The organism is Stenotrophomonas sp. Ker107b (assembly GCF_053847245.1).
The window spans coordinates 899,629-919,025 of the sequence record NZ_JBSPHX010000001.1; the positions used below are offsets into that span (position 1 = coordinate 899,629).

14 protein-coding genes are annotated in these 19,397 nt (G+C 66.8%); 2 read left to right on the plus strand and 12 right to left on the minus strand.

Features of this window, described 5'->3' with window-relative positions:
- Positions 1-254 precede the first annotated feature (254 nt).
- Entirely contained in the window at positions 255-551 is a 297-nt protein-coding gene (locus ACWV8V_RS04290; protein WP_455899014.1) for a hypothetical protein, read from the plus strand.
- A 123-nt stretch (positions 552-674) separates the two neighbouring features.
- Here ACWV8V_RS04290 and lpdA read toward each other — a convergent pair whose 3' ends face one another.
- The 4 genes from lpdA to ACWV8V_RS04310 are packed head-to-tail and all read right to left on the minus strand — an operon-like array spanning position 675 to position 5,694.
- Complete coding sequence (lpdA, locus tag ACWV8V_RS04295; RefSeq protein ID WP_455899015.1) at positions 675-2,081, minus strand: dihydrolipoyl dehydrogenase; 1,407 nt, start codon at positions 2,079-2,081, stop codon at positions 675-677.
- Positions 2,082-2,084: 3 nt separating this feature from the next.
- Positions 2,085-3,428, minus strand: coding sequence for a dihydrolipoamide acetyltransferase family protein (locus ACWV8V_RS04300; RefSeq protein WP_455899016.1), 1,344 nt, complete (start codon positions 3,426-3,428; stop codon positions 2,085-2,087).
- A 3-nt stretch (positions 3,429-3,431) separates the two neighbouring features.
- Positions 3,432-4,475 (minus strand): alpha-ketoacid dehydrogenase subunit beta, encoded by a 1,044-nt coding sequence (locus ACWV8V_RS04305; protein ID WP_070427218.1) that lies wholly within the window; start codon positions 4,473-4,475, stop codon positions 3,432-3,434.
- Between the two features lie 4 nt (positions 4,476-4,479).
- Complete coding sequence (locus tag ACWV8V_RS04310; RefSeq protein WP_260232183.1) at positions 4,480-5,694, minus strand: 3-methyl-2-oxobutanoate dehydrogenase (2-methylpropanoyl-transferring) subunit alpha; 1,215 nt, start codon at positions 5,692-5,694, stop codon at positions 4,480-4,482.
- A gap of 298 nt (positions 5,695-5,992) precedes the next feature.
- Here ACWV8V_RS04310 and ACWV8V_RS04315 point away from each other — a divergent pair, with 298 nt between their 5' ends.
- Positions 5,993-6,904, plus strand: a complete 912-nt coding sequence (locus tag ACWV8V_RS04315) for a LysR substrate-binding domain-containing protein (RefSeq protein ID WP_455899017.1) — start codon at positions 5,993-5,995, stop codon at positions 6,902-6,904.
- On the opposite strand, the gene ACWV8V_RS04320 is transcribed toward ACWV8V_RS04315, so the two are convergent.
- From ACWV8V_RS04320 to ACWV8V_RS04355, 8 genes are all read right to left on the minus strand, one after another.
- On the minus strand, positions 6,874-8,025 hold the full coding sequence (locus ACWV8V_RS04320) for a YkvI family membrane protein (RefSeq protein ID WP_455899018.1): 1,152 nt from the start codon (positions 8,023-8,025) through the stop codon (positions 6,874-6,876). The genes ACWV8V_RS04315 and ACWV8V_RS04320 overlap by 31 nt on opposite strands.
- Positions 8,022-9,026 (minus strand): class A beta-lactamase, encoded by a 1,005-nt coding sequence (gene bla, locus ACWV8V_RS04325; RefSeq protein WP_455899019.1) that lies wholly within the window; start codon positions 9,024-9,026, stop codon positions 8,022-8,024. The genes ACWV8V_RS04320 and bla overlap by 4 nt, the downstream gene beginning before the upstream one ends.
- Positions 9,023-10,066 carry a DUF1611 domain-containing protein gene (locus ACWV8V_RS04330; protein ID WP_259261056.1) on the minus strand — a complete coding sequence of 348 codons (1,044 nt, stop codon included), beginning with the start codon at positions 10,064-10,066 and terminating at the stop codon, positions 9,023-9,025. The genes bla and ACWV8V_RS04330 overlap by 4 nt, the downstream gene beginning before the upstream one ends.
- Before the next feature lie 144 nt (positions 10,067-10,210).
- Positions 10,211-12,418, minus strand: coding sequence for a TonB-dependent receptor (locus ACWV8V_RS04335; RefSeq protein WP_455899020.1), 2,208 nt, complete (start codon positions 12,416-12,418; stop codon positions 10,211-10,213).
- Positions 12,419-12,931: 513 nt separating this feature from the next.
- A complete protein-coding gene (locus ACWV8V_RS04340; RefSeq protein ID WP_455899021.1) occupies positions 12,932-14,263 on the minus strand; it encodes a peptide MFS transporter in 1,332 nt (443 codons plus the stop codon).
- A gap of 19 nt (positions 14,264-14,282) precedes the next feature.
- Positions 14,283-16,289: a serine hydrolase domain-containing protein gene (locus tag ACWV8V_RS04345; protein WP_455899022.1), complete on the minus strand. Its 2,007-nt coding sequence runs from the start codon at positions 16,287-16,289 to the stop codon at positions 14,283-14,285.
- Positions 16,286-17,284, minus strand: coding sequence for a dipeptide epimerase (locus tag ACWV8V_RS04350; RefSeq protein ID WP_123729085.1), 999 nt, complete (start codon positions 17,282-17,284; stop codon positions 16,286-16,288). The genes ACWV8V_RS04345 and ACWV8V_RS04350 overlap by 4 nt, the downstream gene beginning before the upstream one ends.
- A 33-nt stretch (positions 17,285-17,317) precedes the next feature.
- On the minus strand, positions 17,318-19,300 hold the full coding sequence (locus tag ACWV8V_RS04355) for a serine hydrolase domain-containing protein (protein ID WP_455899023.1): 1,983 nt from the start codon (positions 19,298-19,300) through the stop codon (positions 17,318-17,320).
- Positions 19,301-19,397 lie beyond the last annotated feature (97 nt).

The following is a 19,397-nucleotide window of genomic DNA, read 5'->3' on the forward strand; positions in this document are numbered from 1 at the left end:
CAATAGGATTTGCTCCAGCCAAAGCGCGTCCGGAGCGTCTCTGCAAAAGCGGAGGCGCTTGAGCCTTTCGTAGTTGTTTGGTAAGACGAGTCGCTCTCGAAGATCCTTAGCTCGCACTGGACCCTAGAAGAGGGAAATTTGTAATCCTCAAAGTCTAGGGATCGGTTCAGCTACGGCGCGAGCAGCGAGCAGCGAGCAGCGAGCATCACAGCCCCAGCCAACTCCATCCTCAACCGCGCTCGCATTTTCCGGGGATGCCGAAGTGGATCTACAGCGGCCACCAGATGACGGTGATCAGCAACCAGGAAGAAGAGCAGGCCAAGTCACTGGTGGGCGGCGGTGAAATGAAGTTCTACCCTCAGACCGCGCTGCAGCGGGCGGGTGCGAGGTTCAGAGGCAACACCACGCCGTGGACCGCCCATGTGGTGGTGGACCGCGAGCTGATTACTGGGCAGAACCCGGCAACGGCGTTGGAGGTGGCGCAGCGGTTGGTCGAGCGGTTGAAGAGCGAAGAAATCTCGGCGCTGGATTCCAACAGGCACCAGAAGTAGCGGCGTTGCGGACGGTCATCGCCCCATGTGGCCCAGGTCGATGGCGCGCGTGCCGCAGCCCGATCGCAAAAAACGAACGGCCCGCAAAGCGGGCCGTTTGTCATCCATCAAACCCACCCACCCTCAGATATGCAGCGCATGCCCCAGCGCACGCAGCGCCGCTTCCTGCACCGCCTCGCCCAGCGTCGGGTGCGGGTGGATCGTGCCGGCGATGTCCTCCAGCGTGGCGCCCATCTCAATCGACTGCACGAAGGCGATCGACAGTTCCGAGACCTGCACGCCCACGGCCTGCCAGCCGAGGATGCGGTGGTCACTGCTGCGTGCGACGACGCGCACGAAGCCATCGGTGGATTCCAGCGACATCGCACGGCCATTGGCCGCGAACGGGAACAGCGCGACCTTGGTCTCGACGCCCTGGGCCTTGGCTTCGTCCGGCGACAGCCCGACCACCACGATTTCCGGATCGGTGAAGCACACCGCCGGAATCGCGGCCGGCACGAAGTGGCGCTTCTTGCCGCTGACGATCTCGGCGACCAGTTCGCCCTGTGCCATCGCCCGGTGCGCGAGCATCGGCTCACCGGCGACATCGCCGATCGCCCACACGTTGCGCATCGAGGTCTTGCACTGGTCGTCGATCTTGATCGCCTTGCCGGCCAGATCCAGCTGCAGCGATTCGAGATTGAAGCCGTCGGTCTTCGGGCGACGGCCCACCGCAACCAGGATCTGGTCGGCGTCCAGCGAGATTTCGTTACCGTCCTTGTCACGCACGCGCAGCTGGCCGTTGTCGGCCAGGCCAAGCACGCTGTGGCCGGTCAGCAGCTTCACGCCGGACTTCTCCAGGTGCGTGGCCACCGGCTTGGTCAGTTCGGCGTCGTAGGCCGGCAGGATGCGTTCCTGGGCCTCCACCACCGTCACTTCGCAGCCGAGCTTGCGGTACACCGTGCCCAGCTCCAGGCCGATGTAGCCGCCACCGACGACGATCAGCTGCTTCGGCAGCGAGGTCGGTGAGAGGGCTTCGGTCGAGGAGATGACCTTGCCGCCGAACGGCAGGAACGGCAGTTCCACCGGCACCGAACCGGTCGCCAGCAGCAGGTGCTCGCAGGTGATGCGCAGCGTGCCGCCGTCTTCGGCGGCACCGGCGATCTCGACGGTCTTGCCGTCGACGATCGTGGCCCAGCCCTTGATCAGCTGCGCGCCGTTCTTCTTCAGCAGTGCACTGACGCCACCGGTCAGCTTCTTGACGATGCCGGCCTTCCACGCGACGGTCTTGGCCAGGTCCAGCGACGGGGCCTGCACGCTGATGCCCAGCGGCGAGGTGCCTTCCGCGTAGGCGGTGACCTTGGCGAATTCCTCGGCGGCATGGATCAATGCCTTGGACGGAATGCAGCCGATGTTGAGGCAGGTGCCACCCGGATTGACGCCCTCGACCACGATGGTCTTGACGCCGAGCTGGCCGGCGCGGATGCCGGCGATGTAACCGCCGGGACCGCCGCCGATGATCAGCAGCTGGGTTTGAAGGGTATTGGACATCGCTTACTCCACGAACAGCAGGGCCGGGGTTTCCAGGCGCGTACGGATCGCCTGCACGAACTCGGCCGCATCCATGCCATCGACGATGCGATGGTCGAACGAAGACGACAGATTCATCAGCTTGCGCGCCACCACCTGGCCCTCGCGGAACATCGGGCGTTCGATGATGCGGTTCACACCGACGATCGCCACTTCCGGATGGTTGATGATCGGGGTCGACACCACACCGCCGACCGCACCGAGGCTGCTGATGGTGATGGTGGAGCCGGACAGCTCCTCGCGGGTGGCCTTGCCCACGCGCACGGCGTTGGCCAGGCGCGCGATCTCGGTGGCGGTCTGCCACAGGTCCAGCGATTCGGCATGCGCGACCACCGGCACCGACAGGCCGACCTCGCTCTGGGTCGCGATGCCCAGCTGCACGCCCTCGTAGCGGGTCACGATGTTGGCCTGGTCATCGAAGCGGGCGTTCATCTGCGGGAAGTCGCGTGCGGCCAGCACCACCGCGCGTGCCAGCAGCGGCAGCAGGGTCAGCTTGCCGCGCTCCTTGGCCCAACGCTCGTTGAGCTTGGCGCGCAGGGCTTCCACTTCCGTGACGTCGATTTCTTCCACATAGGTGATGTGGGGAATGGTCGTCCAGGACTGCTGCATCTTCTGCGCGATCTTGCGGCGCAGGCCGATGATCGGCACCTGCTGCTCGCCGGTGCGGCGCGCGTAGCTGCTGCCACCGGCACTGCCGCCGACCGGCTGCGCCTTGCCACCGGCGGCGGCGTAGGCATCCAGATCGGCCTGCAGGATGCGACCGCCCGGGCCGGTAGCCGGCACGTAGCGCAGCTCGACACCCAGGTCCCACGCGCGGCGGCGCACGGCCGGCGAGGCCAGGGGAGCTTCACCGGCGTTGAGCACGCCGTTGGTCACCGCGCCACGCGCGTCCTGCTTGGCGGCGCAGGCGGGGGCGGAGGCCGCGGCGACCTTGGCGGGCGCCGCGGCTGGTGCAGCCTCGGCGGCGGCCGCAGGTACAGCAGCCGGCGCAGCCGCCTTGGGCGCAGCCACCGGTTCGGCCGGCGCGACAGCGGCCGGTGCACTGGCGGCGCTGGCATTGCCGGCGCCGTCCACTTCCAGGCGGATCAGCTCGCTGCCGACGGCCATCATCTGGCCGGGCGTGCCGCCCAGCGAGACCACGGTGCCTGACACGGGCGAGGGGATCTCGACCATGGCCTTGTCGGTCATGACCTCGGCCACGACCTGGTCTTCGGCGACCGGGCCACCGACCTCGACCTTCCAGGTGATCAGTTCGACTTCGGCGATACCTTCACCGATGTCCGGCATCTTGATGACGTGATGTCCCATGGTTCAGTCCTCCAGCACGCGCTGCATTGCATCGATGACCCGGGACGGACCCGGGAAGTAGTCCCATTCCTGCGCGTGCGGATACGGGGTGTCCCAGCCGGTAACGCGTTCCACCGGTGCCTGCAGGTGGTAGAAGCAGTGCTCCTGCACCAGCGCGACCAGTTCGGCGCCGAAGCCGCAGGTGCGGGTGGCTTCGTGCAGCACGATGCAGCGGCCGGTCTTCTTGACCGAATTGACGATGGCGTCCAGGTCCAGCGGCCACAGGCTGCGCAGGTCGATCACTTCAGCATCGATCCCGGCATCCTCGGCGGCGGCCTTGGCCACCCACACGGTGGTGCCGTAGGTGATGATCGTCAGTGCCTTGCCTTCGCGGGCGATGGCGGCCTTGTCCAGCGGCACGTTGTAGTAGCCCTCCGGCACCAGGTTGTCCGGGTACTTGGACCACGCGGTGACCGGGCGGTCGTGGTGACCGTCGAACGGGCCGTTGTACAGGCGCTTGGGCTCCAGGAAGATCACCGGATCGTCGTTCTCGATCGAGGCGATCAGCAGGCCCTTGGCGTCGTACGGGTTGGACGGCATGACCGTGCGCAGGCCGGTGGCGTGCGCGAAGATCGCCTCCGGGCTCTGGCTGTGGGTCTGGCCACCGTAGATGCCACCGCCGCACGGGGTGCGGAACACCAGCGAGGAGGTGAAGCTGCCGCCGGAGCGATAGCGCATGCGCGCCGCTTCGGAGACGATCTGGTCGTAGGCCGGGTAGATGTAATCGGCGAACTGGATCTCGGCGACCGGGCGCAGGCCGTAAGCGGCCATGCCGATCGCCGCGCCGGCGATGCCGTTCTCGGAAATCGGCGCATCGAACACGCGCTGCTTGCCGTACTTGGTCTGCAGGCCGTCGGTGCAGCGGAACACGCCGCCGAAGTAGCCCACGTCCTGGCCGAAGACCACCACGTTGTCGTCGCGTTCCAGCATCACGTCCATCGCCGAGCGCAGCGCCTGGATCATGGTCATCGGCGTGCCGCCGGTGTTGTTCTGTTCAATCCCGCTCATGTGTTCAGACTCCCAACTGCTGACGCTGGCGACGGAGGTGTTCGGGCATGTCCTTGTAGACGTCTTCGAACATGAGGGCCGCGCCGGGACGGTTGTCGCTGCCGAGCAACCCGTGGGTCTCGGCTTCCTTGAGGGCACGCAGGATCTCGGCATCCAGTTCGGTGCGCAGTTCGTCGTGCTGCTGCTCGCTCCACAGGCCGCGCTTGATCAGGTGCTGCTTCAGGCGGTCGATCGGATCGCCGAGCGGGAACTGCTGGGCATCATCGGCCGGGCGGTACTTGGACGGATCATCCGAGGTCGAATGCGGGCCGGCGCGGTAGGTCACCCACTCGATCAGGGTCGGGCCCAGATTGCTGCGGGCGCGTTCGGCGGCCCAGCGCGAGGCGGCGTACACGGCCAGAAGATCGTTGCCGTCCACACGCAGCGACGGAATGCCGTAGCCCACGCCGCGGGCAGCGAAGGTGGTGTTCTCACCGCCGGCGATGGCCTGGAAGGTGGAAATCGCCCACTGGTTGTTGACCACGTTGAGCACGACCGGGGCGCGGTACACGTGCGCGAAGGTCAGCGCGGCGTGGAAGTCGCCTTCGGCGGTCGCGCCATCACCCACCCAGGCGGTGGCGATGCGGGTGTCGCCCTTGATCGCCGAGGCCATCGCCCAGCCCACGGCCTGGATGTACTGGGTGGTCAGGTTGCCGGAGATCGAGAAGAAGCCGTAGTCCTTGTACGAGTACATGATCGGCAGCTGGCGGCCCTTCAGCGGGTCGGCCGCGTTGGACAGCACCTGGCAGATCATGTCGACCAGCGAGACCTGCTTGGTGATCAGGATGCCCTGCTGACGGTAGGTCGGGAACTGCATATCGTCATCGCGCAGCGCCAGGGTCTGGCCGACCGCGATCGCTTCTTCACCCAGGCACTGGATGTAGAACGAGGTCTTCTTCTGGCGCTGGGCGATCAGCAGGCGGGCGTCGTAGGCGCGCGTCTTGAGCATGGCGTGCATCGCACGCAGCAGCACCGCGTCGTCGATGTCGGCAGCCCAGGGGCCCACGGCGTCGCCGTTGTCATCCAGCACGCGGATCAGCTGGCCGGTCATCGGCGCGGTCTGGCTGGCGCTCACGTCCACGGGCGGCTTGTCGACCGCGCCGGCGGGGCTCAGCTTCAGATAGGAAAAGTCGGTGGCCTGGCCGGGACGGGCGCTGGGCTCGGGCACGTGCAAACGCAACGGTTCACTCGTGGCGGGAATCTGGGGTGATGACATGTCAGGGGCCTCGCTGGGCTTGGGTCATGAAGCTACAGGCATACCGCCGGCGGGGGGCAACGGTAATGGCGATGTTGACGCGCCGATATCCGGGCTGGATCTCGTCGCGAAGCGGGTAAGGACCAGCGCTTGCAAGGCGGCTGGGGCCATGGCGCATTGCACCCGATGTGAAGTCTAGAGGCACAGCGGCTTATCGTAAATTTGTTTAATTGCGTATGAGGTATTGTTTATTCAGATATCTTCGTTCCGTGGGAGCCCGTGCATGCAAATCCCCGCCAACATGACCCTGCGCCAGCTGCGTTACTTTGCCGAAGCGGCCGAATTGGGGCAGTTCTCGCAGGCCGCGCGCAAGCTGCACGTCTCCCAATCGGTCATCACCACCGCGGTCGCCCAGCTGGAAGCCTCGCTGGGGCTGAAGCTGTTCGACCGCATGCCACACGGGGTCGGGCTGACCGCGGAGGGGCATCGCTTCCACCAGCATGTGCGGCACATCCTGGATACGTTGCAGGACGCGCTCAGCGAGCCGATGTTCCTGGCCAACACGCTGCCGGGGCGGGTGAGGATCGGCGCGTCCTACACGGTGCTGGGCTACTTCCTGCCGAGCCTGCTGGCGCGCTTCAAGCGCTCCTACCCGCAGGTGGAAGTGGATCTGGTCGACATGGACCGCGCCGCGATCGAGCAGGGCGTCAGCAGCGGCGACCTCGACTTCGGCTTGTGCATCATTTCCAACATGGCCGAGCCCTACGTGCTGCGGCGCCAGGTGCTGATCCGCTCGCGCCGCCAGCTGTGGCTGGCCGAGTCGCATCCGCTGCTGCAGCTGCCGGTGATCAGCCCGGCCGACGTCGAGCCGTATCCGTACATCATGCTGATGGTCGACGAAGGGCAGGAGTCGGCGATGCGCTATTGGCGCTCGGTCGGGCGCCAACCCAACGTGGTGTTCCGGACCTCGTCGCTGGAGGCGCTGCGCGGCATGGTCGCTTACGGATTCGGGGTCAGCATCCTGTCGGACATGGTCTATCGGCCGTGGTCGCTGGAGGGGCGCCGGATCGACGTGCGCACCCTCACCGATGCGGTGCCGCCGATGGAGGTCGGCCTGGTCTGGCGCCCGGACGAAGACCTGTCCGCGCCGGCACGCGCACTGCATCAGTTCCTGGTCTTCGCCTGTGGCGGCTGAGTGGCGATGACCTCGAATGCCTGCCCGCGGCGTGACCAGAACTGCCACGCCGAATAGGCCAGCAACGGCACCACGTAGGTGGCCAGGATGGCATAGGCCAGCAGCCGGTAGCCCTTCGCGATCAGCGCCACCAGGCCGATGCCATCGGCCATGAACACGGCCATCAGCAGGATCGCCACGATGATCGCCACGCGTACCCCGCGCTTCGGTGCGGCACCGGTGCGTTCTGCCCAGTTGACGCTGATGCGGCCATCCACCGAGGCCATCAGCGTGACCCCGGTTTCCACCAGCGCCACCATGATCATCAGCCGGAACAGCCACTGGAACCACGGCAGGCCGAGCTGGCCGAGCATGAGGTCGGACGGCAGCGGGGCATCGGCGATGTCCGGCAGGAACGCGATCATGCAGACGTAGAACACGATCGCCGGCAGGATCGCCAGCGGGCCGGCCAGGGCGCCGGCGATGACCGCATCGCGACGGCACAGCAGGTGTCGCACGACCAGCAGGATCGAGACCGCGGCGAACATGTTGTAGCCGGCGTAGGTCACGCCGTTGAGGACCCAGTCCGGGCCGAGTTCATGGGTGTTGGAGAGCTGTGCCATCGCGCCGCCGCCGAAGCGGTACAGAATCAGGCAGGCGGCAATCGCGTAGACCAGGTACATGAAGGCCGACATCAGCTTGAACATGCGCTCGACGGCGTTGGTGCCGGCCTGCACCACGCCGGTGATGATCGCCACCAGCAGCAGGGTGCCCACGATCCGCGGCCAGCCGAACATGGTCGCGGCCAGTTCGCCGGCGGCCGCGCCGAACACGGCCAGCACCACCACGATCAGCGCCAGGTAGGCCACTTCGAACGTCCACCAGCCACGGCCGAGCAGATGCCGGAAGAAGGTGCGGTAGTCGTTGGCACGGATCGCCCGTGCCAACAGGAACGTCAGGATGCAGATCACGCTCCAGATCAGCATCGACAACACCATCGCCGCCAGGCCGCCCCAAGGGCCCGATGGCAGGAAAAACTCCGCCAGCTCACGGCCGGTGGCGTATCCGCCGCCGATCACGGCGGACTTGAACGCCAGACCGGGCAACAGATACCGCTGGAACCGGCTGGCGGCGGCGGTCACTTGCGGGCGGCCGTGGGCTGCAGCAGGTAGAAGTCGCGCACGGTGCGCGCGATCTCGGCGATCACCCGCTCACGTTCGCTGCGCGGGGCATTGCTGGCTTTGACGAACACGGAAATCGCAAACTGGCTGCCGTCGGGCAGGGTGACCACGCCCACATCGTTGACGGTGCCGGCCACGGTGCCGCTCTTGTCGGCCACCTTGGTGCCCGGCGGCAGGCTGCCGCGCAGGCGCGCACTGCAGGTCCGGCAGCGCTCCATGATCTGCACCAGCACTTCGGTGCTGGCCGGGCTCAGCGCCTTGCCGGTGAACAACCGGGTCAGCAGGGTCGACATCGCACGCGGCGTGGAGGTGTCGCGCGGATCCTTGTCGAAGGCTTCATTGCCGGATTTCGTGCGCTTGACCACCTCCGGATCGAGGGTCAGCTCGGCGACGCGCTCCTTGGTCAGCGGTTCATCGCCCAGGCCGAAGATGTCGCTCAGCAGCTGGCGCGTGTTGCGATCCAGGCGCTGGCCTTCAATGCCCTGCGCGCGCAGCCAGGCGGTAACTGCGGCCGGCCCGCCAGCCTGCGCCACCAGCACGTCGGTGGCGGTGTTATCGCTCTGGGTCAGCATGACCTCAAGCAGGTTGTGCACCGAGAGACTGACGCCGTCATGGATGAAACGGTCCGCGATCACTTCCGAATCGACGTAGAACGTTTTCGGCACCGGCACCATCGTGGTCAGTGCCAGCTCGCCGGCATCCACCTTGCTCAGGATCACCGCCGCGACGGCGACCTTGAACGTGCTGGCCATCGGGAAGCCTTCGTCCGGATTCAGATGGACCTGCGCGCCCTTGCCATCCAGGCGCCACGCCGAGACACCGACCTTGCCGTCGACCAGCGTGGCCAGCCGTGCGACTTCGGTTTCAACCGGACTGGCCTTGCTGGCGCTGAAGGCGGCCAGCGGGCTCAGGCCCAGCAGTGCCACAACGCACAGGCTCAAGGTACGGGATGTCATCTTCATGCGATGCAGGCCTCCAGCAGACGATTGAATTCCCCATCTTGCCGCATCGGGTCGGCCGCAGGCAGACCAAGACGCGCGCTGACCTCAGCACAGGCGGCCGATGCCGCTTCGGCGGTCATGCCGTGGGTGTTGAGGCTGACGCCGACACAGCGGATATCCGGATTGGTGCGGCGGCCCAGCTGCACGGTCAACGCGATCACGTCTTCGATGGAGGGCAGCGGGTAGTCGGGGTAACCGAGCACATGCTGGCGCCCCGGCTGGTGGCAGACCACGAACACGTCCGGCTGGCTGCCATGCAGCAGGCCGAGGCTGACGCCCGCGTAGGCAGGGTGGAACAGCGAGCCCTGGCCTTCGATGACATCCCAGTGATCGGCGGCCGCATCCGGGCTGAGCAGTTCGGCGGCGCCGGCCGAGAAGTCGGCGACGACGGCGTCCATCGGAATACCGCTGCCGGCGATCAGGATGCCGGTCTGGCCGCTGGCGCGGAAGTCGGCATCCACACCACGTTCGCGAAGACCGCGGACCAGGGCCAGCGCGGTGTACTTCTTGCCCAGCGCACAGTCAGTGCCGACAGTCAGCACGCGCTTGCCGGTGCGCTTGCGGCCATTGCCGACCGGAATGCCACGTGGCGGCACGCGCACGTTGATCAGCTGGCGACCGGTGCGTTCGGCGGCGGCGGCCAGTTCCGGGATATCACCGAGCTTGTGGTGCATGCCGCTGATCAGATCCAGGCCTTCCTCCAGCGCCTCGACCAGCGCCGGCAGCCATTGCGCAGGAATCACGCCGCCCCCGTTGGCCACGCCGATCACCATCGCACGCGCACCGGCGGCACGCGCCTGTGCCGGCGTCATGCTCGGCAGGCCCGTGGTGATCGGGCAGCCGGGCAGGCTCCACTCGGCGACGCACACCTCCGGCGCCCAGTCTTTCAGGCCGATCGCGGTCTTGGCGAAGCCCGCTTCGGTGGTATCACCCAGGAACAGCAGGTAGGGCTGGGGGAGAGCGGCAAGTGCGAGCACTTCAGCGGTCGGGGTCGACGTCATGACGGAATCCAGTAGGCGAGCGGCAGAGGGTGAGCACCCACGACGGCGACGGTGGCAGTCGTTGGCCTCGTTGGACCTGTATAAGTCCTAATCAGAGAATATGCAACCTAATTGGGATTCCCGGGATCGTGCCCGTGGCGTCGGTCAGTATCGGTAGTCGATCGACATGCCGATGGTGCGCGGCTGCAGCGGCACGCCGGTCACCGCCACGTAGCGGTTGAGCGCGTCGCGGACGGAGCCGGTGGAGACATAAGCACGCTCATCGGTGGCATTGCGGGCATACAGGCGGACCGTCCACGTCATGTTGGTCAGCTCGGCATGCAGGTCCAACGCGTTGTAGCTGTCGATCTCGTACGCGCCGGCCACGCGTTCGCCGGTGACGCGGTAACCCGCACCGACCCGGCCCTGCCACTGGTCGCTCACATCGAAGTCGTAATCGATGGTGCTCGACCAGCTCAGGCGTGGGGTCATGGGCATGCGGCCACCTGCGACCAAGCCGCTCGACGTCGGCACGTCGCCGATCTTCGAATCGATGTAGGCCGCGTTGAGGCCCACGGTCAGGCGCTCGGCCGGGCGCACCATCATGCTCAGCTCCGCCCCTTGGCTGCGCGCGCTGCCGGCGTTGCCCATCCAGCTCAGGCCGTTCTCGGACACACGCACCTGGATGTCGTCCCAGTCGATCCGGAACAAGGCCAGATCGATCATCGCGCGGCGATCCCAGAAGTGCGATTTGAAGCCGAACTCGAGGTTGTCCAGCGTGTCGGCCTTGGTCATCGGCACCACGCCGGAGGTCGATACATTCGGTCCACCCGGGCGATAGCCGGTGGCGTAGCGCGCGTACAGCATCGAACTGTCGTTGAGGTGCCAGCGCGAGGCCAGCTTCCAGGTGGTGACGCTGTCATCGGCGGAATCGGCCAGATCGATCGGCCGCGGACCGTACAGCAGGCCGATGCTGTGCTGCTCGAAGTCCTGCTGATTGCGCGCATGCCGCACACCGGCGGAGACATCGAAGCGGGGGCTGAACGTGTAGGTGACATCGGCGAAGATCGCCTGCTCGTCGTAGGTGCCCGGCAAGCTCGCGGTGCCGGGATTGAACGGCAGCGGGATGCCGTTGGCATCGTAGGCGCTGACCTGCTGGCGGTTGGCGTTCTTCTCGCCGGTGAAGAAGGTGCCGAGCAGCCACTCGACGCGCTCGCTTTCCTTGGAGCTGAGGCGGAACTCCTGCGTCCATTTGCGCGTGCCAAGGAAGACATCGAACTGCGCCTGGCCGGCGGGGTAGGGGGTCAGATACGGCCAGGCCACGCCATACACCAGCGACGAGTCCTGCACTTCATCCATGCGGGTCTCGGAGAAGCTGGTGGCGGAGACGAAATCCACATTGCCCAGGTCCCAGTCCAGGATTGCCGAGTAGTAGTCCGTTTCCATCCGGTACGGCGTCGCGCGCTGCAGGATGCCTTCGAGCGGGCCGCGGATCGGCTCCAGCGTGGGGTAGGTCAGCCCCACCGCGCTGGAGTTGTCGGCATCCACGATCTGCGAGAGCGCCTGCACGCGCAGGTTGGCGGTGTCGCTGATGCGCCAGGTCAGGGCCAGGCGTGAGGCCAGTTGGTAGTAGCCGTTGCTGTCCTTGGCATCCTCCCCGGTGAGGTCAGGCTGGTCGACGTAGCCGGGCGTGCTCTGGCGCGACAGGCTGGCGCGCATGGCCAGCTTGCCTTCAATGAGCGGTACGTTGAAGGCCGTGCGCACGCCGATGCCGGTATCGCCGGCTTCCTTGGTCGCGTTCACATCCGTACCGGCGCGGAACTCGAACGCATCCGGATCGGCCGCCTTGGTGATGTACTTGAACAGCCCGCCCATCGAACTGGCGCCGTACAGCGTGCCCTGCGGGCCACGCAGCACTTCAACGCTCTGGATGTCATACGGCAGCAGGTCCAGTGCGTAGGTGGTCGCGCGCTGTTTGTTGCTGCTCGGGCCAATCGGCGTGTCATCGATGTAGGTGCCGATGATCGAGCCGCCCCCGAGAGGCGCTACGCCGCGCAATGCCATCGTGGTCTGCCCGGGCGCGCCGCCGCTGTCGACCTGGAAGCCCGGCACGTAGGCGGCGAAGTCGTTCAGGCGGGTGGCGCCGAACGCCTCGAGACGTTCTTCGCTGATCACGCTGACGCCGGCGGCCACCTCCATCACGTTCTCGGCGCGCTTCTGTGCGGTGGCCACCACGCGATCAAGCTCCACCACATCGGGTGTGCTGCGGCTGCCATCGGCGTCGGCATCCTGGGCCATCGCTGCGGTGGCAAGGCTCACGCAGCACAGGCTGACGGTACAGGCGAGGATCGAACGTTTCATCGGCTTGCGCATGTGGCGGGCTCTCCGGAATCAGGAACGGGGTCAGGCAGGAAAAACGACGGCCGTGCACGGCGGTGACAGCCGTGGAGGGGGCGGAGGCGCGCGCTGTCGACGCCGCGACGGGTTGGCACGCCGGTAAGGGGAGGGGGCGTGGGGGAAGAAAGCGGCAGACGACGGGCGTTGGCAGGTGCAAGGCCGTGTTGCTGGCCAGCGGCGCGATGGGCGCGGAGGCTGGCGGTCAGTGCGGGCGCGCGGGCATACCGGCGGCTGGGGTCGTACGGAAACTGATCGGGCATTTCGACATCCCTACAAATCCTATGCAAGGAATATTTAGCTTGATCAGGTTGATGTCAAGCTCAATTAGAAAACGCAATCCCATTTCGGACTATTGCGCTGCAGCAATTCAGCGAGGCCGAATGGCGTTGTCGGGTGTTCTGATCTCTCCCGGGGGGCGTACGCCGGGAAACCGGTTGCTATCGACCGCGATCTTCGCCGCGGCCGATGGCCATGCTCAACGCTGCGGGCTCACCCCGATGTCACGGCACCGTCGGCCGGGGCGGCACTCTGTGGTGCAGGTGCAGCATTGCCGGCGAGCAGAGGTCGGGCGCGTCGCTCCAGGCGCAGCAGCAGCACCGCGACGAGCATGCAGGTCGCGCCCATCAGCGAGAAGAACACGGTGCTGGACAGCGTCGACCACAGCATGCCGACCGCGCCGGCCAGCAGGTTGCCGCCGAAGGACGCGAGGAACCAGAACGCGATGATCGTCGCACCGAAGCCCACGGGGGCCAGACGCGCGAACAGGCCCAGCCCCACCGGCAGGATGAACAGCTCGCCGAAGGTGAAGATCGCAAAGAACAGCGCGGCCCACAGCCAGCCGACCTTGGCGGACGGTTCGCCGCCGAGGATCGCGACCAGCACGAACGACAGGCCGACCACCGCGGCGCCGATCGCCATCTTGGTCAGTGCCGCCGGCTCGCGGCCGCCGCGCGCCTGCCGCGTCCAGCGGCGCACCAGCAGCGGGGTGATCAAAAACACCAGCAGCGGATTGAGCGAGAAGAACCAGGTCATCGGAATCGTGAAGTCCGCAGTGAGCACGCGGTCCACACCGGTGTCGAGCCAGATCGCGATGGTGTTGCCAATCTGCTCGTAGGCCAGCCGGAACACCACGATGAGCCCGGCAATCATCGCCATCAGCTGCAGCAGCGGGCGGTAGGCCGGTTGCCAGAGCGCCGAGAAAGGCAGTGTGGCGCGCTCGCTGCGCGGCGGGTCCGGCGGCAGGTGGCGGCGGCCGGTGATGTAGATCACCAGCCCCAGCAGCATGCCGATGCCGGCGGCGGAGAAACCCACATGCCAGCCGTAGACCTCACCCAGCGTGCCGCAGATCAGCGGGGCGAGAAACGCGCCGAGATTGATGCCCACGTAGTACACGTTGAACGCCGAGCCACGACGCGGATCATCGCGCTGGTACAGATCGCCGACCTGGCCGGGCAGGGTCGGCAGGAACAGGCCGTTGCCCAGCACGATCGCCAGCAGGGCCGGATACAGCAGCGCATCGAAGGCCATCAGGAAATGGCCGAACGCCATGATCGCCCCGCCCAGGATCACCGCACGCCGCTTGCCCAGCCAGCGATCGGCGAGCATGCCGCCGAACACCGGGCTGAGGTAGGCCAGCGCCGTGTACAGGCCATAGACCATCGAGGCCTGTTCCTGCGAGAACAGCAGCTGCTTGGTCATGTAATAGACCAGCAGTGCCCGCATGCCGTAGTAGGAGAACTTCTCCCACATCTCGGTGAGGAACAGGATGGTCAGGCCTGGCGGTTGCCCGAACCAGGCCTTGCGCGGTGCATCGATCATCATCGGGCGGGGCGTCCGTCGGTCAGAGCTGCAGGCCGGTACTGATCAGGCGCTGGGTGATGGCGACGAACGCCACCACCACGCCGGCCAGTGCGACCACCCAGGCACCGTAGCGGCGCACACGGGGCCAGCTGGCCGGCGCACGGACCGCCACCCACACCAGGGCCACGGCTGCGAACACGCTCAGCCAGGACAGCGCCTGCATCAGGATCAGCGGACCATTGCTGTAACCGGAAATCCCGCCAGGTGCAGCGATCGACTTCACGTACAGCACCCAGGCGACCACGGTGCCCAGCTGCGTGGTGATCGACAACGTCTGCAGCCAGCGCAGGCCACGGGCCTCGAGCGGTGCGCTGACCCGGTAGTAACGACGTACGAACACGCCACCGATGCGCAGCACGGCCGACAGCGTCAGCAACCCCAGTGCGACAAACAACGCAGGGCGCAGCCACGCCGGTGAACGCCAACCCGGAATCGGCTCGAAGCCGAACACCGAGGCGAACGGGCCGCCGGAGAAGTACACCGGCCGGCCATCCTCGACCTTCACTTCCAACAGGCCGCGGCCGTTTTCCTGCTGCCACAACCAGGGCGACACCTCGCGCCAGCGCAGCAGTTGACCGTTCAGGCCCTTCTGGCCATCGACGGTGATCGTGCCGTCGTCCTGTGGGTGCACGCGCGTCGGCGCGAACAGCGACAGCATGCGCAGGTACGAACTGTCCGAGCGACGCGTGCTCTGCCAGGTCACGCCGGCCAACGCTGCGGCATGTTCGCGCGCGACAGCGGCATCCACGCCCGGACCCGCCGCTTCGATCGGCAACGTCGGCAGGAAGTTCTCCACGAAGCGTTCCCAGACCTGCGCACGCAGGGCCGAGCCGGCCGCATCACGGCCGACGCTGTTGGTCGACACGAACACGCCGATGTTCCGCTCCGGGATCATCCACAGCCACGAATAGAAGAACAGCATCGTGCCGCCGTGCGAGCGGGTCTCGTAGCCGCCGGTGTCCGAGGCCATCCAGCCCAGCGTCATGCGCGGCAGATGCGGCAGGATCGCGGCCTGCGGGGTCAGCATCTGCGCGTTGGTCTCGGCACGCATGATGCGCTGCCCATCAAGCTCGCCATGATTGAGCGCGGCCATCATGAAACGTGACATTGCCGCGCCGGACGCGTACAGCCCACCCACGCCTGGCGCGGTGTTCTTCTCGGCCGGGTAGCTCTTGCCCGAGCCCAGCAGGTAGCCCTTGGCGGCGTGCGGCAGCAGTTCGGCCGGCAGCTTCTGTTCGAAGCTGGCGTACTGCATGTCCAGCGGCTGCAGGATGTGCTGGCGAGCGTAATCCTCGAAGCGCTGGCCGCTGACGCGCTCGACGATGTACGAGGCGATGCCGGTGGCGTAGTTGGAGTACGCCGGCTTGGTGCCCGGCGCGGAGATCTGGTTCGGCACCCAGTCCTTGAGGTAGTTGTCGCGGTTGGCCGGATGGTCCGGACCCAGCACGATCAGATAGCGCATGCGCTCTTCCAGACCGCTGGTGTGGGTCATGATCTGACGCAGCGTGACCGGCTCACCCTTGGCCGGGACCTTGATGTCCAGGTAGGTGTTGATGTCGGTGTCCAGGTCCAGCTTGCCCTGTTCGACCAGCTGCATCACCGCGGTCCAGACGAACAGCTTGGAGATCGAGCCGGGACGGAACAGGGTGGTCCTGGGATCCACCGGCGTGCGCTTTTCCACATCGGAGAAGCCGAAGCCGCGCTCGGTGACGACCTTGCCGTTCTCGACCACCGTGACCACGGCGCCAGCAAGATCGCCCTGCGCCATCAGGTAGGGCACCAGGCCATCGAGGAAGGTGTCCACGCGCGCCGCATCCAGCGTGCCGGTGGGGGACTGCGCGGGTGTGATGCTGTCAGGCGACTCGACCGTCGCGGTCGCCGGCACCGCCGGAGCGGCGACGGGGACGGGTGCCTGCGCATGCAGCGGCGAGAACGCCGCGGTTGATGCCAGCAACAGGCCGGAAGCGAAGGTGCGCAACGTGCTCATGCGTGCACTCCCTTGCCCCATACGGCATCGTCGCAGTGCACCAGTCCGTCGTCATAGCGCAGGCCCGGCACCCGGTCATCGCTCAGGAACAGCGGGCCATCCAGATCCACCACGTCGCAATGCTGGCCCACGATGAAGGCCGGGCCCATCGCCCAGCTGCTGCCGATCATGTTGCCGACCATCACCTGCATGCCCAGCGAGCGGGCCTTGCCGACCATCGCCAGGCTTTCGGTGAGCCCGCCGGCCTTGTCGAGCTTGATGTTGATGACGTCGAACAGGCCCGCCAGCGCTTCGATCTCTGAAACGTCCTGCACACTCTCGTCGGCGGCGAAGGGCAGCGGTCGCGCGAAGCCCTTGAGCTCGGCCTCGCGGCCGCGCGGCAGCGGCTGCTCCAGCAGCTTGATGTCGTTCTCCAGCAGCACCGGAATCAGCGCATCGAGCACATCCACGCTGTAGCCCTGGTTGGCGTCCACGCCCATCCACACATCCGGGCGCACCTTGCGCACCGCACGCACGCGTTCGATGTCGATATCCAGATCGCCACTGAGCTTGAGCTTGAGTGCCTTGGCCGGCGCATAGCGGCCGGTGGCGATCGACTGCATGGTCGCCGGGTCATCGGCGCCCAGCGTCCAGGTGGTCAGCAGCGGACGGGTCTGCGACAGGCCGGCCAGCGCCCAGGCGTGCTTGCCGGTGCGGCTTGCTTCCAGATCCCACAGGGCGCAGTCCAGCGCGTTGCGCGCGCCACCGCGCGGCAGCAGCTGCTGCAGCTCGGCGCGGGTGATGCCGGCTTCGATCCGCGCACGCAGCAGTTCCAGGGTGGCCAGCATCTGCTCGGGCGTGTCATCGAAGTAGTACACGCCGCTGGCTTCGCCACGGCCGCGATGGCCGCCGTCTTCCAGTTCCACGCGCAGTACCGGGGCGTGTTCGAACACGTAGCCGCTGATCCGGAACGGGGCCAGCAATGCAAGCGAGTCGATCTGCAGGGTCAGTTTCACAGGATGTCTCCAGCCCCGTGGTGGGGCTACGGGTCAGTAGTTGAGTGCGAAGTCGGCCAGGCCCATCAGGACCAGGGCGTAAGCGAGTACGCAGGCGGCGATCAGCAGCAGCACCGCCCACACGCGCGCCAGCCAGCTGCGCCCGGCACGGAAGGTCTGCACCAGGTTCCAGGCCGTCGCGCCGATGCCGCCGACGATGGCGATCACCGAGGCGATGCCCAGCCCGATCACCGCCGGATCCAGACGATCGTCCAGGCGGGCGAAATCCGCCGACGCCCAGGCCATCACGGCGATGGCCACGGCCGGCACCAGCAGCATGAACCAGCAGGCGGCGCGGCTCAGGCGATAGGCCAGCAGGGTGCTGCGCGGCCAGCCGAGCACACGGCCATGACGACGCCGCACGAACGCCGCGATGGGCCAGGCCAGTGCGGACAGCGCCAGCACGCTCACGGCAGCCGTCAGCAACGGCTTGAGCCACAGCGCCGAGCGGTAGCCTTCCGCGGCCAGGAACACGTTGAACGGGGAGGACGAATCCACCGCGAAGCCGACCGGCTTGCCGTCCTTGAGGATGGCGGCCAGGCGCAGCTCGCTGTTGGTCGCCTGCCAGAGCCACGGAGCGACCGGCTTGAAGGTGGTGGGCTGCCCGTTGGGCTGCTTCAGGCGCGGCAGGCGCAGGCTGCCATCGTCGAGGGCTTCCAGGCGCGTCTGGGTGAGGATGCCGGTGCGGCCGATGCCGGTTTCGGCACGGCGCGAATCGAGATAGCTCGGCGCGGCCAGCAGGCGTGCCTGCTGCTTGGCCAGTGCGGCGTCGGCGGCCACGGCCGGGGCCGGGGCGGCGGCCGGGAAATAGCGATCGGCAAAGTTCTCCAGCAGCTCACGCCGGATCGGGCCGGTGATCCCATTGGCGCCGGCGCTGTTGAGCGAGACGAACAGGCCGACATCGTGGTCGCGGAACAGGAACAGCTGCGAGTGGAAGGAGTAGGTGTCACCGGCGTGGGACACCACGCGCTGGCCGTTGACGTCGATCTCATAGAACCCGAGCGCCATGGTGTTGAGCGGCGGCGCGAAGCGCGTCTGCGGCGTCAGCATGAGCTGGCTGGTCGCCGCCTTCAGGATGGCCGTGTCATGACCGCCCGCCGCGCTCAGGTGCGCGATCATGAAGCGCGCCATGTCGCTGCCGGTGGCCGACAGTGCACCCGCCGGGGCGGACGGGGTGACTTCGAACGCACGCGGCTTGCCCGAGCCCAGTGCGTAGCCCTGGGTGACCAGGGCACGCAACGCCGGCGGCAGCGGCTGGCGGAAGCTGGCGTGCTGCATCTGCAGCGGTACGAAGATGTGCTGCTCGACATAGTCGGCGAACGGCTGGCCCGACACGCGCTCGACGATGTAGCCGGCCAGGCTGGTGCCGTAGTTCGAGTACGCCGGCACGGTGCCAGGCGGGAAGATCTGCGCCGGCACGCGGCGCTTGAGGTACGGCCCCAGTGCAATGCCACCGGCTTCGGCGACCGCCTCGCTGGTCCACATGTACTTGATGTTGGCCTCGAAGCCACCGGTATGCGTCATCAGCTGGCGCAGCGTGATCGGCAGGCCGCGTTCGGGCACCTTGAAGTCCAGGTACTGGTTGATGTCCGCGTCCAGATCCAGCTTGCCCGCTTCCACCAGCTGCATCACCGCAGTCCAGGTCATCAACTTGGAGACCGAGGCCATCCGGAACAGCGTGCGGTCCGGGTCCACCGGCGTCTGCTTGGCCACATCGGAGACACCGTAGCCGCGACGGACCAGGATCTGGCCGTCCTTGACCACGGTGACCACCGCACCGGCGATATCGCCACGTGCGATCGCATACGGCATGAAGCCATCCAGCCAGGTGGTCGCATCGTCGGCGGTCAGCCGGGCAACGGAATCGGCCTGCGGTACCGGCGCGGCCGGGGGAGAGGGCGGCGGCTGCTGGGCATCCGCCTGGAAAGTCAGCAACAGCCCACAACACAACGCGACAAAGCCTGACAACGCACGCATGTGACGATCCCCTTGCGAACTGGAAGACGGGGCACCCGAGGCAATTGCGTCAGAGGGCCCAAAACAATCTCAATCAGACAACAATATTCCTGATCAG

Excerpts from the sequence above, each read along its gene's own strand:
- ACWV8V_RS04340 (WP_455899021.1), bottom strand. The coding sequence starts at position 14,263 with ATGATGATCGATGCACCGCGCAAGGCCTGGTTCGGGCAACCGCCAGGC.
- ACWV8V_RS04330 (WP_259261056.1), bottom strand. The coding sequence starts at position 10,066 with ATGACGTCGACCCCGACCGCTGAAGTGCTCGCACTTGCCGCTCTCCCC.
- ACWV8V_RS04335 (WP_455899020.1), bottom strand. The coding sequence starts at position 12,418 with ATGCGCAAGCCGATGAAACGTTCGATCCTCGCCTGTACCGTCAGCCTG.
- ACWV8V_RS04315 (WP_455899017.1), top strand. The coding sequence starts at position 5,993 with ATGCAAATCCCCGCCAACATGACCCTGCGCCAGCTGCGTTACTTTGCC.
- bla (WP_455899019.1), bottom strand. The coding sequence starts at position 9,026 with ATGAAGATGACATCCCGTACCTTGAGCCTGTGCGTTGTGGCACTGCTG.
- lpdA (WP_455899015.1), bottom strand. The coding sequence starts at position 2,081 with ATGTCCAATACCCTTCAAACCCAGCTGCTGATCATCGGCGGCGGTCCC.
- ACWV8V_RS04345 (WP_455899022.1), bottom strand. The coding sequence starts at position 16,289 with ATGAGCACGTTGCGCACCTTCGCTTCCGGCCTGTTGCTGGCATCAACC.
- ACWV8V_RS04305 (WP_070427218.1), bottom strand. The coding sequence starts at position 4,475 with ATGAGCGGGATTGAACAGAACAACACCGGCGGCACGCCGATGACCATG.
- ACWV8V_RS04300 (WP_455899016.1), bottom strand. The coding sequence starts at position 3,428 with ATGGGACATCACGTCATCAAGATGCCGGACATCGGTGAAGGTATCGCC.
- ACWV8V_RS04290 (WP_455899014.1), top strand. The coding sequence starts at position 255 with ATGCCGAAGTGGATCTACAGCGGCCACCAGATGACGGTGATCAGCAAC.
- ACWV8V_RS04355 (WP_455899023.1), bottom strand. The coding sequence starts at position 19,300 with ATGCGTGCGTTGTCAGGCTTTGTCGCGTTGTGTTGTGGGCTGTTGCTG.